Here is a 15,880-nt window from a genome sequence, read left to right on the forward strand (position 1 = left end):
CAGTTAGGCAATACCATTAATGCTTTTCGCTTGCCATACTCATGTACACGATAGTCAACATCATGAAAATGAATGCTTGTAGCGTAATAATCAAAATGTGGAAAATCGCCCAAGGCACAGACAACGCCCACTGGATCCAGAACGGTAATAACGCGATAAGAATGAAGATTAACTCACCCGCATACATGTTACCGAACAGTCGTAGAGCCAATGAAACTGGTCGCGCCAAGAAAGTAGTCAATTCCAACAATAAGTTGAATGGAATTAAAAGCACTTTAGCAACTGGATTACTTGGGTTAAATGGGTTCAGTGCTAACTCACCAACGAAGCCGCCAACACCTTTCTCACGAATACTATAGAAAATAATTAAGAAGAATACAGAAATAGACATACCGAGGGTAATGTTTGGATCTGTAGTCGGAACAATTTTAAAGTAAACCTGATGAGGGTCTACACCCAGCATAGAAGCAATCGCGTGTTGAGCTACATAAGGAATAAAGTCAACAGGGATCAAATCCATCAAGTTCATGAGGAAAATCCACACGAAAATGGTTAATGCTAAGGGTGCAATTAATCGAGACTTCCCGTGGAAGGTATCACGTACACTTGAATCTACAAACTCGATAATCATTTCAATTGCAGACTGGAACTTGGTAGGAACACCAGCATTAGCCGCTTTCGCAACCAACCAGAACAACAAACAGAAAATCAGACCCAGTCCGATAGACCAACCCATTGAATCCAAGTGAATAGCAGTGAACCCCATCTGTTGAGCTTCAGCACCGCTCTCGGCCAATTTCCACGTACCGTCCGGCATTTTGCCATAGGTCATGTTGGTCAAGTGATGCTTGATATACTCGGTCGAAGTAAGGGCATGTTCTTCAGCAGCCATAAATCACACCTGGTCAATGTCAAAAAACTAATAGAACAAACGAATATCGCGTGCTGCTTGATATCTCGCCTGCTCCTGAAAAACTTTTCAATTTCTTGTTGTGCTTATACTCATTTTTGTAGACGTGACGCCCAAAACGGAGCGACCCACGACATGGCTTGAACAAGTATAAAACCACAAAACAACGCCACCGCTGACAACGGTTTAACATTGCTTAAAATTAAAATGAAACCAACAATCACAATGGCAAACTTTCCCATCAAGCCTTTATACATGTTCGAAAGAACTTGTTTAGACGCGCGGGCTCCTGCTGCTCGAAACGATTGCCACGAAAAATAACAAGTCGCGAGCCAACATACCAGTGCACCTAATGCTGCACTCAAGGCTGCGGTTGAGTCTTTCACGACCCAGCCGATCAAGGCTGAAACAGGGATCATACAGGCTTGCAGGAGGACCAAAGCTTTCGCTAATCGTCGGTCAATCAAGCGACTAGTTCGGCTCATTATTTATTCACTCACAGCAATCATGCTTGACAAGTTTAACAGGTGATTATTTTTAATCGCAGGCATTATAGAGTTACACCCCTGAACATGCAATCTTTTCCCGACCTTAGTCGTGTTTTTTTAAATCGGGTCACTGCTGTTAAACTAATCAAAATCTGTCTATTTTTTAAATCATTAGCGTGCATTTAGTACACATTTCTGGGTTTCGGCGGCCAATTGCTGCCAAGCCTGCACAAAGTCCCCTGCCCCGCTCATGCTTTCATCGACATGCTGGAACAGTACCGGATTGAGTTTGCGGTACTGGTTTTCACTGGCATGACCTTCGGCCAGCAGACACATTTTGCGCTGTGGACGATGATCCTGTAAAAACTTGATTTGGGCTACGGTTGGCGAAACATGCGGATCATCGGTCAGCGCACCCATGAATTTTAAATTTAACGGGCGTTCCAGATACTGGTAGGCATCGTGATAAGACCAATAAGGTTTGGCTTTGTTGCTTGAACTATAACGCTGGGCCGTCGCAAACATGTTTTGTGCAAAGTCACGGGCATTTTTCCAGTAGCGTTCACGATGCTCCGGCAATTGCTGCGAACGTAGCGCCGCAATAAAGAAACCAATCCGCACTGCATTATTCGGATCGAGCCAGACATGCGTGTCTACCGTATTTTTTAAGGCCTCGCCACGCGGATTACGCATCGGCAAGGTGGTCAATATCCCCGAGTCTAACAGTGCAATGCCTTTATTACTTTCATTCAGCACTTTGGCCAAGGGTGCTTCATGCGCCTGACCCAGCCAGATCACCAGACCTGCATTCTGAATAGTTTTTCGATGCGCCGGAGTCAGACTCACATCATGTCCACTTTGGTTGGCCAGCAATAAAGTCGGCTGTTCCACACCTTGGGTAATTTTCTTGGCAATCAGATAGATCGGCTGCGTAGACACCACCAGACTTTGTGACCAACTGAGTGTACTGAACAATGCCAGCAGACTGATTGCAAGGAGACGGAACATGAGTAGAAATCACTTAAAAACGATAAAATCAGGAAGTGTTATAATATAACAAAAATACAAAAATACCTATGCCCAATCGAAACTCAGAACGCTTCATGTTAAGATTTGAAATCTATTAATTTTCAGTTTCGCACTTGAGGTGAACTATGGGTTCCTGTTCGCACGAACACCACAACGCATTGCACGGCGTGCACGACCATCCCAATGTCGCACAACGTCTTGCTGAAGCGGAAAGTCTTTGTGCAGCAAGCGGCGCACGCCTTACACCTTTACGTAAAGAAGTGCTGGAACTCATTCTGAATGCGCATGGCCCGATGGGCGCCTATGATCTGCTGGCACAAATGAAAAATGCCAGTGATCGTCCTGCAGCACCACCAACGGTGTATCGCACTCTGGATTTTTTATTAAGCAAAGGGCTGATTCATCGCCTGACCTCGATCAATGCCTATATCCCCTGTTGCCATCCGCGCGAAGGGCATCAGGCCGCTTTTTTAATCTGTACCGAATGTAAAGCCGTGAAAGAAGCGTCGGCTCAGGGCCTGCTCGATCAGCTTGATGCACTGGCCAGCTCGGACGACTTCACGGCACATCACAGCATTATCGAAATTTCAGGAATTTGTCAGCAGTGCCGCAACAAAGCTTAAGTGCCTCTCCCCTGATTCAGCTCTCCAAGATCTGGGTTAAAATCGATGAGCGCGATATCTTAAAAGCGATTGATTTCTCGTTACAAGAGAAAGAAATTGTCACGCTGATTGGTCCCAATGGTGCTGGTAAATCGACCTTGATTAAAGTCATGCTGGGCATACTGAAACCACAATCGGGTGAAATCAAAACTGCGCGCAAGCTGAAATTTTCTTATGTGCCACAAAAATTCAATCCATCCCATAGCTTGCCGCTACGAGTGAAAGATTTATTGGCACTAGAAAAATGCCCGTCCCAGATTAAAACCGAAATTATTCGCGATACCGGCATTAGTAAACTGCAAGATTCTAAAGTTCAGCAGTTGTCTGGCGGTGAGCGTCAGCGGGTGCTACTGGCCCGCGCCTTATTACGCCAGCCGGACATTTTAGTTCTCGATGAACCGATGCAGGGTCTAGACATCCAGTCCGAAGCTGAACTGTATGAATATGTGCGTAACTTGCCGGAAAAATATGGCTGTGCCGTACTGATGGTTTCACATGACCTGCAATGGGTGATGCAAGGTACGACTCGTGTGGTCTGCTTAAACAAACATATTTGTTGTAGCGGCCTGCCAGAAAGCGTGCAGCAACATCCGGAATACCAGGCAATTTTTGGCACTAACCGGGTGTTCTATCAGCATCATCATGATCATTGCGCACATGGTGATTCTGCCACCCCCTGTCAGCATGACTCACGTCCTCATATTCACCCCGAGCCGGAAGCTTAAACCATGATGGATTGGTTACAACTCCTTTTACCTGCATGGATCATGGGTACGCTATTGGTATTTCTGACTGCCCCATTGGGCTGTCTCATGCTCTGGCGACGTATGTCATTTTTTGCTGACACTATGGCACACGGTACTTTACTCGGTGTTGCCATTGCTGGGGCTTTAAGTTTACCGCTGTGGATGGGTGTAACTTTTATTGCCTTATTATTGGTAGGGATTTTGTGGGTACTGCATGATCCGCGCCTGCCGAATGATGCCTTGCTGGCGCTGTGTTCAGCAACACTGCTTTGCTCGGGATTATTGTTCATTCAGCATTTACCGAGTTTAAGACCGGAACTTCTCAGCTATCTATTTGGTGATCTACTGACGATTTCCTGGGCGGACTTACCCACCTTTGCTATCGTGATTATTCTGGCCTTAGCCGTTCTCTATAAAAGCTGGCAAGCGCAGATTCAAATCGCAATTGATCCGGACATGGCGGTCAGTGAAGGTGTAAATGCCAAATGGCAACGCCTGATCTTTATGTTGTTATTGGCATTGTTTACCGTGCTTGCGCTGAAAGCAGTCGGTTCACTCTTGATGGGGGCATTACTGGTGATCCCTGCCCTGACCGCACGATTACTTGCACACTCACCCAAACAAATGGTGATCTGGGCATTTGTGATTGCGCAAATTGGGGTGACCGTGGGTCTGTGGTCGAGTGCCGGTCTCAATACTTCGACTGGTTTAACCATTGTACTGACCATGGCGGTGCTATTTGCACTGATCTTCTGTGTGCAGAAGTTTAAAAAGCTGAATTAATCTTTCTGTTAAATCATGATGATTTTCTAATGATCTATTCCGCCTCTCTCCTTTAAGGAGAGAGCAAACACTCTTTATTGATGCACCAAACTCAATAAAAATGCAGCGCCGGCAAATAACCCGGCAAAAGTCCGGTTCATGACTTTTTGTTGTTTCGGCGATCTAAGCAGCCTTAAAACTTTAGCAGCCAATCCGGTATAACCCGCCATCACAATCAGATCAATCGTCACCATTGTCGCAGCCATAATCAAATACTGAATCCATTGTGGCTTAGACAAATCCAGAAATTGCGGCAAGACGGCCAGTAAAAATACGATGGCTTTAGGATTAGTGATATTAACCAAGAAACCATGCAGTACCAGTTTCCCTCTCGATTTTCGCGCCAATTCATGTTTAATTTCGATAGATTGTACAGGTGCTTTCCATTGCAAAATAGCCAAATACAATAAATAGCCGACACCAAACCATTTCACCACTAAAAATGCCCATGGGGTTGTCGCAAACAAAACTCCCACGCCTGCTGCAACCACTGCAATCTGTACCAGTAAAGCCAGTTGCAGACCCAGCGCATTCCAGTAACCATGCCGAAAACCATAATTCAATCCGCTCGACATCGATGCAATTGCACCAGCACCCGGAGAGACACTAATCACCCAGCAGGCCAACATATAGGCAAACCACATTTGATAGGACATGAATATTTAACTCAGCAAAACTTGCCCAATATTATATGAATTTTCCAATAAAATCAGGCTAAAAACTTGCTTAAATATAAGGCACTGCACTATTCACTCTGTCTAGCTTCAGGCACAATATGTACATTAAAAAACAGGATCTATCCTTATAGGAGCCATGAATGACAGCCCAATCGGTAATCTTGCCACTTCCTTCAGATCATGCTCGCTTTATTGTGTTACGTCTTAAAGATTTGAGTATTGAAAAATTAAAAGAACAACTCGAACATTTGTTTACTTCTCGTGATCGGCTGATCACGCAACACCCTCAAGCACAAATTAAAACAGGCGTAGCTTTTGGTCCTGAACTCTGGTCAACCCTATATTCGCAAAGTCCGGCAGGATTTAAACAGCTTGAACCCATTCATGGTTCGTTTGATATGCCGGTTGTTCCAGCAGATGTACTGATTCATATTGCCAGTGCCCGTGCTGATATCTGTTTTGCGCTCAGTCAGGCTTTTTTTGAAGGTATTCAGAACCAGGTTCAGGTGCTGGATGAGCGGGTATGCTTCCGATATTTTGATGGTCGTGACATTACCGGCTTTATTGATGGGACTGAAAATCCGCAATTCCCGGATGATCGTGCAGAAGTCGCGTTATTAGGTGAAGATTCAGGTATTTTCCAAGATGGTTCGTTTATTTTTGCCCAGCGTTATGCGCATAGCCTGGAAAAATGGAAAAAGCTAAAAGTCGATACTCAGGAACAGGTTATGGGCCGTACTAAGCTTGAATCTATTGAGCTAGATGATGAAGTTAAACCTGAAAATGCGCACGTAGCACGTACTGTAGTCGAAGATGAAGAAGGCGAAGAAATGGAAATCCTGCGTCACTCTCTGCCTTATGGTGACGGACGTGGTGACCAAGGTCTATTCTTTATTGCCTACACCAAAGACCTTACGATTATTGATGCTATGTTAGAACGTATGTTCGGTACCTCTGGCGATGGGATTCATGACCGTCTGCTGCATTTCGTAACACCTCTGGATGGTGCCTATTACTTTTCGCCGAGTGAGGAGCTGCTGGAAGAGGTTTTGGAAGGGTAAAAGAAAAAAGGATTGCTACATTAATAATGTAGCAATCAAATAAACTATTTTTTAAGTGATTTTTGAGAGTTTATACTTTCACACCCTAATGTAGATGACAAACATTTCAATTCAGAATTTAATATTAATTTATACTTCTCTAATTTACCACTAGACTCTCTAACATCTGCTTCATATAAATATTTTTTTTCTTTTAGAATATAAGAAAAATTATCACCCGCTAATATATTTACATAATCACTCTCTAAATTAGCAGATGAAGAGTCTACTACTGGAGCCTCAACAACTAAATTTGATAATTTGTTATATATAAATAAATTAGAGCTAAATTTTTTATAAGGTCTTTTTACATAATCTATTTCGCTGAATTCTCGTGTTCGAAAAGCCACTATTTTTTCATCTTGATAGAGTATTTTTAAATCAACACTAGACTTCAAAGGTACTGTACTTTTAAATAAATAATATTCTTTTTGATTATTTAAGACCTCAATACCATAAATTTTAAGGACGTAATTCCCACCAGAATATTTTTTATTTTTATTTCCATAATCAATTAAACCTAACTTTAAGTTATTATTTAATTGAGAGAATTCACCAAAATGATCTAAAAATAAAACTGGTTCATTAATCTGTATAGCACTCTGCTGATAATCGTTCCAATCTATATTTTTAGAATGACATGATAATGAAAAAAAACTACCAATTATTACCAGAAATTTAATTATTTTCATATTTCAAAAAGCCTAAATTAATTTTGTTAGAAAAAAAGGAATAGGATCAAATCTTCCTTGTAAACCTTTACCCAACAATGGCGAACTTCTCGTCTCAAAATGCAAATGTCCACCCTTTGATATAGTAGTCATTCCACTCGCATTTCCACTAGACCCTGTTTTACCTAAAACTGTCGTAACATCCACAGCATCTCCCTTTTCAACATTTATAATAGATAAATGAGCATAAAAAAAATAAATAAAATTGCTATTTATAATTTTTTTTAATGCATATTTTTTTTGTTGTATAGGCAGATCATCAATATTTACTTCTAATACAACAATTTTACCATATGGCCCTCCACTATCCTTTGCGACAGCAATAATGCCACTACATACTGCAAAAATATTTGTACCTGAGTCAGCAGCTAGATCTATACCTTGATGATTTCTTGTACCTCCATTTCTAACCTTCCCAAAGGTGGCACTTTTGATATTTGCAAGACCAGCAGTTCTTAACTTATTTACTGATAAAGGATCTACCCATATTTCACTTCCTCCTACAGTTTTATTTTCTTGTACTTCTTTACTTGAGATTGGTGTTGGTGTTGGTGTTGGTGTTGGTGTTGGTGTTGGTGTTGGTGAAGAAGCTTGTCCTAATAAAATTTTTATTGTTTCCTCTAAAGATAAATTCGCCCCGGAAGTTTTTGATTTATCCAGTACATAATCATAAATATTAATATGTGCATCAATATAAGCTCTTAACCATGCTCCATAGGCAGCTTTTGCATCATCATTATATCTTTTCAAATAATCTGAAGCTCTTTGTTTACCTTTACTTCCAAATTGTGCAAATAATAAATTTTTCGCTCTTTCTTGAGAAAAACTATTCTGTATGAATGACCTAGTACCGCCTGCTCCTTCATGATGTAATAGATAAGCAAGTTTCGCGATTGAACTTGGTTCTGTTAATTTTTGATAAGGTAATTTTGACCATTTAAAGTTAACAACTGCATAAGCTGCTGCTGCATCAATAGAGAATTCAGGATTGAATCTCAGACTGAGAAGTTGCTTCTCAGTAAGTTTCTTAATTTTTGAAGCATATTGCCCTATTAAAGTATCTTGATTTTTACAAATTTCAAGCCACGTACCTTTTAAAAATTGTGTTAATCCAGCAGCATTTGTACTTGCATTAAAACTTTCCGGATCCCATTCACCATTACTTTTTTTTGCAGCCTCAGCATGGATTAAAGCTGCGAGGCTATGAGGTGTAAACCCATGACGCCTTGAAGCATCTATAACAAATTTTCTATATTTATTATTTACTGTATTTAGAATAAAGTTCTCTTCTGTAAATTGACTTGCAATTATATGAGTACTATTACCCAAATCAGTCCTTTTTTGATCGTTTCTTGGTTCGGGTAAAATTATAGATGATTGACTAGTATTTTGTTCATCTCCTCCCCTTATAATTGGCTCTGCTAAATTTTTTAATGATTTTTTAATTTCATCAACTTTCTGCTGGACTATACCTGATTTAGGATAGTGAGTACCTGAAACCTTCATTTGCCTTGAAGTCAACCTTAAAACTTTTTTCCCTATAGGTAAACTTTTATAATTAGCTATTAAATCAAAGGTACCTTTAATATTTTTATAATAAACTTTTAGTCCCTTTGAATGATCTAAAATTTCTAAATCATAGATCACACCATCTTTGAAAACTATGTCATTTGACTTACCATCATATTCTAATTTTACAATACCTTTTGGGATTAACTTAAAGGACAAATCTAATAATATAATTCTTAAAACTACTTCAGCATTAATCTTATCTGTTTTACTAATATATATTTTTTGACCTATTTTTATTTTATGAATAGCAGAACTATTTAACTCATTAAGTTCAGCTATTTTTTTTACAGTAATATTAAATTTTCTTGAGATACCCCATAATGTATCTCCTTTTTTTACAATATAATAATTCACAGAGAGTACCTTTATAATTATTTAATGTCTTCTAACTGAATTCCATGCTCTCCCACATCAAATTCATCTTCTATATCAGTTACTTTAGTTTCCAAATCTTCAAAGATACTTGACCATTGATTAAATCCAACTAATGCTTCATAAGCTAATGATTCTTCAAAAATAGATAATTGAGTCTTACCCTTCAAATCAGTTTTACTTTCCCACAAGATTTCCTTATTTTTGGGTGTGAACATAGTTACCTGTGCACCTTCAATGCCTTTACCACCTAAACTACTGAATAAAAAATCTACAGCGTAGGGGCCAGCTTTAGGTAACTCAGGAATTTCATAGAAAATTTTAGCCCCTCCTATAAAACTATGCTGCCCTGCCTTACACTCAAATTTCCCACCAGTTGTGACCACCACTCCACCACCATTGATCTTAATTTGAGACCCTCCAGCGGTCAGTACAATCTCTTTCGGACTGGTGATTTCGATCTTGTCTTCAGTCGAAATAAGCTTGATTACCTTGCGGGCAATCGCTTCAATCGCATCATCTTGGGCTTGTAGTTCAATTTTTCCTTGAGCAGCATAGAGACTCGCACCCTCTTGAGCAGCAAATAAACTGATCTTGTCCTGTGCATGAGCAACTAAAGATTTCTGTGTGGATAAATGAATATTATTCCCGGCACTCTGATTGATTTGCTGATCAGCGGATAAATGAATATTTTCATTTGTGCTCAGTGCAATCGTTTGGGGGGCAGTTAATAACATCACGGCCTGTTTAAATGCGATGGCCTTGGCTTGATCTTCAGCTTCAATCTGACTCAGAAACTGTTTTAAACTATCAAAAAATTGCAGCGGATCAGTCTGCTGTTGTTCAGCAATATCACTCAAGGCTTTACTATGATCGAGATTCGATTCAATCTGCTCTTTGGCACGACTCGCATCCAGGTGATTGCCTGCTGCTGAATCTTGCCGATAAGTGGAGATTAATAAGCCTTTTCCTGCACGTATGGCACCCCACTGGTCTGTCCTTAGTTCAAAACCTTCTCCTCGACCTTCGCTGCTTTCACTTTCTTTAGGATGGCTTAGATTTCCCAGATTGAGCTGACTGGCTGCATGACTACTTTGCAGCTGCGCACTAATCTGTTCAGGGGTATCATCGAAACGCAACTGGTTAAAGCCATCCCCATCGACCTCCTGAGAACGGATGCCACTGAGTTTTTTGGTCGCAGGAAGTTCTCCTTTTGCATCAAACATGGTCGGATGCCGTTCTGCTTCATGAATCCGTCCCACCACAAAGGGCCGGTCGATATCACCTTCAAAGAAGTCAATCACTACAATTTCGCCAATTCGCGGATGCAACCTGATGCCATAACCCTCACCCGCCCAAGGGGTCAAAACATCCACCCAAGCAGAATCGCTATCATTGTCATTGCTACCTGCGCCGCCATCATGCTGATGATCCTCACTCCGGGTAAACAGAAAACGAACTTTCACCCGCCCCCATGCATCGACATGAATCGTTTCACCTTCAGGTCCGACCACTCGAGCCCGTTGCGGATATGCAGCAGGCCGATGAATGAAGGGGTGGTACTCAGGAACAACCTGGATTTCACGGCGCACCATCTGTAGTTCATTGGCCTGTCGTTCCTCCTGTGTCATCTGCCAGCCGCTCTTCTCAAGCAAACTGTCCAGCTGAGATAAGATATCTTTGGGTAAATTGTTCTGGTTATAAAACCGCTTAGCTAAAATCAGAAATTCACGTTGATGGGCAGGATGCTGATCAATTTCAGAATGCTGTTGCAGTTCAAACCAGTATCCAACCTGAGCATCTCGTACGCTGCTACTGGCTTTAAAATATTTAGACTGCAAAGCATGATAGTCACTGAGCTGCTGATTGAGTCGATCCAGTTGGGCTATACCAGATACTGTCACCTGATCCTCATGATTTAAGTCGCCGGTCCAGGCCGGACTGATGTTCCACGCATCTTCAAGCTGAAGAGTGGCATTTGCATGAATATCACTTTGCTGATGATTACTGAATAAAGGCTGGCTTTGATCCTGGGCAAGTTGCTGGGCATGCCAGCGCTGGGTCCGGGTACTATTCGGATTGAGCTGACATACCGCAATCAGACTGTTCAGCGTGTCGAGCTGTTCGGTGGCATGACTGCAATGAAACCGGATGGAGCGGCGTTTTAAAGCTGAAAAATATTGGGAATGATCTACCAGTTTTAAAAACTGAGCTTGAATCTCGCTGGCTGATACAGGCACAGTTAATTGCTTTTCATCGATCAACCAGTTAATTCCTTCGCTACGCCATAAACGGGTCAGAAAATCATAATCCGATTCATTAGATTGCATCACAAAAGGCCGGACATCATAGTCCCGGCTGAGTCCTGTCAAATCCAGGCTGAGACTGGCCGCGAATAATGCACTTCTGTTTTGCCATTCACTGAACAGGATTTCACTGATCTCGCGCACCGTCTTATTCATAAAAACCCGACTGTTACGGCGCTTCTGCCAGAGTGCAGTCGGATCATTTAGCGTCAATTTATACAGGGTCAAAGCTCCATCATTCTGCCCTTGACTGGCTGCAGTAATAATGCCCGTAGTCCGGAAAAGTTCACCCCGGTCTGTGACCTGATCAATGGCCACCCGACAGCCGATAAACTGTTTCAAGGCAATATGAGCATGAGTGGAAAGACAGATCAGTTCAGCCTGCAGGCCTTGATTGATCTGATGCTGACCCTCAATACGCTGAATCAAAACCTGATGATTTAAAGGAGGATGTGAAAACTGTAAATGTAGCGCACGATGCTGTCGCTTAAGCCCGAGCTGCTCCACCAGCATATGGATAGGTTTTGGCATTTTATAGTTATAATTTTAAGCTTTATTATTGTGCGGCAGATTTTAGGAAAAGTTATCCATTTCGTCCAGTTCACGATGCATTTCACATAATTAGGCCTTTAATTTATGACCCTTCAATTAAAAATCTTAAATTGGATGTGGTACATCTTAATTAAAAATATTGCCCAATATTCCCTATTTTTCTGATTATCCTATACGGAACTTGCTGCTACACTTATTCAGATCTCATTCTTCAAGGCCAAGGACATGCTGGAACTCCCTTCTAAATTACCTGATTTAGGCGTGACCATTTTTAGTACCATGTCGGCCTTGGCACAAAAACTCGGAGCCTTAAATCTTTCTCAAGGATTTCCGGACTTTGCAGCGCCTCCCGCCTTGATTGAGGCTTTAAACCGGGCCAGCCAGAATGGATTTAACCAATACGCTCCGGGAGATGGTCTGCCAGTCTTGCGAAGTCTGGTGGCAGATCTCTATCAGCAGCGTGATCAACTGATGATTGATCCTGTCGAGGAAATCACGATTACCCCTGGGGCGACGATTGCGATTTTTTGTGCCATTCAAGCCACGGTGCGTGCCGGGGAAGAAGTGATTATTTTTGATCCAAGCTACGACAGTTATGGACCTGCAGTACAACTGGTTGGCGCAAAGCCAGTGCATATTGCTTTGCAGCATCCTGATTTTTCTGTGGACTGGAATCAGGTCAAAGATGCCATTAATGACCGAACCCGCATGATTGTCGTGAATACTCCGCATAATCCGAGTGGGAGTGTCTGGTCCAAGGCAGACTGGCAGCAACTGATCGAGCTGATTCGCGAGCGCAATATTGTGGTACTGTCTGATGAAGTCTATGAACATCTGGTTTTTGACGGCGTTCAGCACTATTCGGCGTGGTCATTTCCAGAACTTCGCGAGCGTAGCTTCGTGATTGGCTCTTTTGGTAAAACCTTCCATGTCACGGGCTGGAAAACCGGATATTGTATTGCTGCACCGGCACTGATGAAAATGTTCAGACAGATTTATCAGTTTGCCAGTTTCTGCGGTGTGACACCCGTTCAGGTTGCCTTGGCGGAATATATGCAACTGCATCCTGAGCATATACCTGAACTGTCCTCTTTTTATCAAAATAAACGGGATTTATTTAACTCATCCATTAAAACATCACGCTTTAAATGGACACCTTCTCAAGGGACTTATTTTCAGAACTTAGATTATTCAGAGATTCGGCCTGAGCTCGATGATTTTTCCATGTGCCATTTTCTGGCAGAACAACATGGGATTGTCTCGATTCCAGTCTCCGCGTTCTACCAGCATCCTCCTGCCGATTTACGTCTGCTCAGGTTCTGCTTTGCAAAAAAAGAACAAACTCTGATACAGGCAGGTCAAATCCTTTCAAAGGTTTAACTGAATTTTAACTAAAAATTTCATAAAATAAATGCCTTAGTTACTTAAAAGCTAAGGCTTTTTTTTATATTCTGCCGAATAATAGCTGCATCAATAAATAGATGATAATTCAATCACAGGATGTCGCATGGCACAGCACTCACTGATTCATCAACAGAATTTATGGAAAGCCTTTCTGGTTTTTCTGTTGCCATTAATTGCGACCAATATCCTGCAAAGTCTCTCCGGCACGATCAATACGGTTTTTGTGGGACAAATGCTCGGAGTGAATGCGATTGCTGCTGTTGCCGTTTTTTTCCCGATCCTGTTTTGTCTGATGGCCTTTGTGATTGGTTTATCGGCCGGCTCTACCGTATTGATTGGCCAGGCTTGGGGCGGGAAAAATATAGAAAAAGTGCGCTGTGTGGTCGGTTCAACTTTATTTATGACCTTGATTGGCGGCAGCTTGATTGCACTTTTTGGGGTAATTTTTGCTGAGAATATTCTCTTGGCACTTGGCACAGATCCGGATGTGATGCATTTATCCTTGCCCTATGTGCAATGGATGCTGGCGGGTAGCCCCTTAATCTTTATCTATATTATTTATACTTCCATCTTGCGCGGTGTTGGGGATAGTACCACCCCCCTGTTTGCTTCCGCACTTACCATTGGGGTCGGGTTGGTGGTGACACCGGTCCTGATTGCCGGTTATTTTGGCTTTCCTAAAATGGGCATTATCTCGCCGGCGATTGCCACCATTCTGGGAAATCTGGCGGTCCTGTTGTTTTTAATCCTGTATTTGAATTATAGGCAACATCCGCTCAAACTGGACTGGGCCTTATTAAAAAATATTCGTCATCAACCACAGTTGAGCAGAATGATCTTGAAACTGGGGGTTCCTACTGGTGTGCAAATGGTCACGACTTCAGTTGCCGGCCTGGTGATTGTCGGACTGGTCAATCGTTATGGCGCAGAAGCAACAGCCGCTTATGGCGCGGTCAATCAGGTCTTAAATTATATTCAATTTCCCGCTTTGTCGATTGCGATTGCCGCGTCTGTATTTGGCGCTCAAGCCATTGGCGCAGGTAAATCGGATCTGCTCAGTAAAGTTACCCGGACTGCGCTGAGTATGAATATCCTGTTTACCGGCGGTCTGGTGATTCTGGCCTACCTGTTCTCCAAATATCTGATGGCGCTGTTTATTACCGATCCTAAGGTTGTAGTACTGGGACAACAACTGCTGTTTATTGTGCTGTGGTCAATTCTGTTTTTTGGCGCCAGTGCCATTTTTGCTTCAATCATGCGCTCAAGCGGTACAGTGACTGTGCCGATGCTGATCAATATTTTTGCCATTCTCTGTATTGAAGTTCCTGCCGCTTATCTGTTTAGCCGGTGGTGGGGCCTGGAAGGCATCTGGTATGCGTACGCGTTGGCCTTTGTCAGCCTGTGTATTTTGCAGGGACTGTATTATCAGTTTGTCTGGAAGAAAAAGACCATTGAGACCTTGATATAGATAAAAATTTTATAACTCAAAAGCCTTACAATACCTCAGATACTGACCTGCCACAGAGTCAGACTATAATTATCGTCATAAAAGAAAACCCGCTTTCGCGGGTCTGTTTTACAATTTCTTAAGCAGACTTTTTCTTCTTTTTGCCAAACTGGGTCGCCAGTGCAGTGACATGCTGATAACCAGTCGGCAAGATTCGCTGAATCAGGTCAATTGCTTTGGCATCGTTGCCGATGAGCAGACGGCGTTTGTCTTTTTGTACCGCCTCCAGAATTTGACGAGCGGCTTCTGCAGGTGGACAACGCAATAATTTATTAAAATTACGGGCTGATTTTTCCGGATTCATACCTAAAGTCAGCAGGCTGTTATTCATTTTTGCCGCATTGGCAATATTGGTACGGATGCCGCCCGGATGTACACACAGTGCACTCACTCCACAATTTTCTAGATCCAGTTCCTGACGCAAGGATTCAGTAAAACCACGTACCGCAAACTTGGTCGCATTATAAGCAGACTGGGTCGGTTGAGCAGTCAGACCAAACAGGCTGGAAATATTGATGATATGGCCATCGCCAGTTTTCTTGATCAGTGGCAGAAATTCTTTGGTGCCATACACCACGCCCCAGAAATTGATTCCGACGATCCATTCCAGTTCTTCATAAGATGCCCCTTCAACGGTTGAACCCAGCGCAACGCCAGCGTTGTTAAAGATCATATTGACACTGCCATGATCCTGTTCAACCTGTGCCGCCCAGTTACGCACTTGTTCCAGTTCAGCCACGTTCACTTTTTGAATGGTGACACGAACATCAGTCCCTTGGAGTAATTCCACGGTTTGCGCCAGACCTTGTTCATTGATATCACTCAGCGCCAAGTGACAACCCTGCTTGGCCAATAATACCGCCAGTTGCTGGCCAATACCTGAACCGGCACCGGTAATTGCAGCAACTTTATTGTTAAAATTTTTCATTCAATTTCCTTATGTAAAGAACTGCCATTCCATGACAGCAGGATCTTGTTCTGTTGTTTCAGGAGCTAGCACAG

General features: G+C 42.4%; 14 protein-coding genes. 6 read left to right on the top strand and 8 right to left on the bottom strand.

Features of this window, described 5'->3' with window-relative positions; translation table 11 throughout:
* Positions 1 to 16 precede the first annotated feature (16 nt).
* The 3 genes from atpB to NI462_RS10525 all read right to left on the bottom strand — a co-directional run bounded on the left by atpB (position 17) and on the right by NI462_RS10525 (position 2,406).
* Positions 17 to 892: a F0F1 ATP synthase subunit A gene (gene atpB, locus NI462_RS10515; RefSeq protein WP_004644859.1), complete on the bottom strand. Its 876-nt coding sequence runs from the start codon at positions 890 to 892 to the stop codon at positions 17 to 19.
* Between the two features lie 110 nt (positions 893 to 1,002).
* Complete coding sequence (locus NI462_RS10520) at positions 1,003 to 1,395, bottom strand: ATP synthase subunit I (RefSeq protein ID WP_004280982.1); 393 nt, start codon at positions 1,393 to 1,395, stop codon at positions 1,003 to 1,005.
* A 174-nt stretch (positions 1,396 to 1,569) separates the two neighbouring features.
* The gene (locus tag NI462_RS10525) at positions 1,570 to 2,406 is read right to left on the bottom strand and encodes a metal ABC transporter solute-binding protein, Zn/Mn family (RefSeq protein ID WP_004280981.1); all 837 of its coding nucleotides are present in this window, start codon (positions 2,404 to 2,406) and stop codon (positions 1,570 to 1,572) included.
* Between the two features lie 146 nt (positions 2,407 to 2,552).
* Here NI462_RS10525 and NI462_RS10530 point away from each other — a divergent pair, with 146 nt between their 5' ends.
* Genes NI462_RS10530 through znuB form a run of 3 tightly spaced genes read left to right on the top strand, consistent with a single transcriptional unit; the run spans position 2,553 to position 4,618 of the window.
* Positions 2,553 to 3,050, top strand: a complete 498-nt coding sequence (locus NI462_RS10530) for a transcriptional repressor (protein WP_004280980.1) — start codon at positions 2,553 to 2,555, stop codon at positions 3,048 to 3,050.
* Positions 3,032 to 3,814 (top strand): zinc ABC transporter ATP-binding protein ZnuC, encoded by a 783-nt coding sequence (znuC, locus tag NI462_RS10535; RefSeq protein WP_005105130.1) that lies wholly within the window; start codon positions 3,032 to 3,034, stop codon positions 3,812 to 3,814. The genes NI462_RS10530 and znuC overlap by 19 nt, the downstream gene beginning before the upstream one ends.
* A 3-nt stretch (positions 3,815 to 3,817) precedes the next feature.
* Positions 3,818 to 4,618, top strand: coding sequence for a zinc ABC transporter permease subunit ZnuB (gene znuB / locus NI462_RS10540; RefSeq protein WP_005105129.1), 801 nt, complete (start codon positions 3,818 to 3,820; stop codon positions 4,616 to 4,618).
* 74 nt (positions 4,619 to 4,692) lie between these two features.
* On the opposite strand, the gene NI462_RS10545 is transcribed toward znuB, so the two are convergent.
* Positions 4,693 to 5,313 carry a LysE family transporter gene (locus NI462_RS10545; RefSeq protein WP_004280977.1) on the bottom strand — a complete coding sequence of 207 codons (621 nt, stop codon included), beginning with the start codon at positions 5,311 to 5,313 and terminating at the stop codon, positions 4,693 to 4,695.
* A 161-nt stretch (positions 5,314 to 5,474) separates the two neighbouring features.
* Between NI462_RS10545 and NI462_RS10550 the strand changes: the two genes are divergently transcribed.
* Positions 5,475 to 6,395: a Dyp-type peroxidase gene (locus tag NI462_RS10550; RefSeq protein ID WP_253160540.1), complete on the top strand. Its 921-nt coding sequence runs from the start codon at positions 5,475 to 5,477 to the stop codon at positions 6,393 to 6,395.
* Positions 6,396 to 6,439: 44 nt separating this feature from the next.
* Here the strand turns inward: NI462_RS10550 and NI462_RS10555 are convergent, their stop codons facing one another.
* The 3 genes from NI462_RS10555 to NI462_RS10565 are packed head-to-tail and all read right to left on the bottom strand — an operon-like array spanning position 6,440 to position 11,946.
* The gene (locus NI462_RS10555; RefSeq protein ID WP_005108400.1) at positions 6,440 to 7,126 is read right to left on the bottom strand and encodes a hypothetical protein; all 687 of its coding nucleotides are present in this window, start codon (positions 7,124 to 7,126) and stop codon (positions 6,440 to 6,442) included.
* 12 nt (positions 7,127 to 7,138) lie between these two features.
* Entirely contained in the window at positions 7,139 to 9,091 is a 1,953-nt protein-coding gene (locus tag NI462_RS10560) for a LysM peptidoglycan-binding domain-containing protein (protein ID WP_253160542.1), read from the bottom strand.
* 17 nt (positions 9,092 to 9,108) lie between these two features.
* Positions 9,109 to 11,946: a type VI secretion system Vgr family protein gene (locus NI462_RS10565; RefSeq protein ID WP_253160545.1), complete on the bottom strand. Its 2,838-nt coding sequence runs from the start codon at positions 11,944 to 11,946 to the stop codon at positions 9,109 to 9,111.
* A 246-nt stretch (positions 11,947 to 12,192) separates the two neighbouring features.
* On the opposite strand from NI462_RS10565, the gene NI462_RS10570 reads away from it, so the two are divergent.
* Positions 12,193 to 13,347, top strand: coding sequence for a methionine aminotransferase (locus NI462_RS10570; protein WP_253160547.1), 1,155 nt, complete (start codon positions 12,193 to 12,195; stop codon positions 13,345 to 13,347).
* 127 nt (positions 13,348 to 13,474) lie between these two features.
* A complete protein-coding gene (locus NI462_RS10575; protein ID WP_253160549.1) occupies positions 13,475 to 14,839 on the top strand; it encodes an MATE family efflux transporter in 1,365 nt (454 codons plus the stop codon).
* A gap of 118 nt (positions 14,840 to 14,957) precedes the next feature.
* Here the strand turns inward: NI462_RS10575 and NI462_RS10580 are convergent, their stop codons facing one another.
* A complete protein-coding gene (locus NI462_RS10580) occupies positions 14,958 to 15,806 on the bottom strand; it encodes an SDR family NAD(P)-dependent oxidoreductase (RefSeq protein ID WP_005105117.1) in 849 nt (282 codons plus the stop codon).
* Between the last annotated feature and the right edge of the window lie 74 nt (positions 15,807 to 15,880).

Source organism: Acinetobacter lwoffii, assembly GCF_024129715.1.
Classification (GTDB): domain Bacteria; phylum Pseudomonadota; class Gammaproteobacteria; order Pseudomonadales; family Moraxellaceae; genus Acinetobacter; species Acinetobacter lwoffii_U.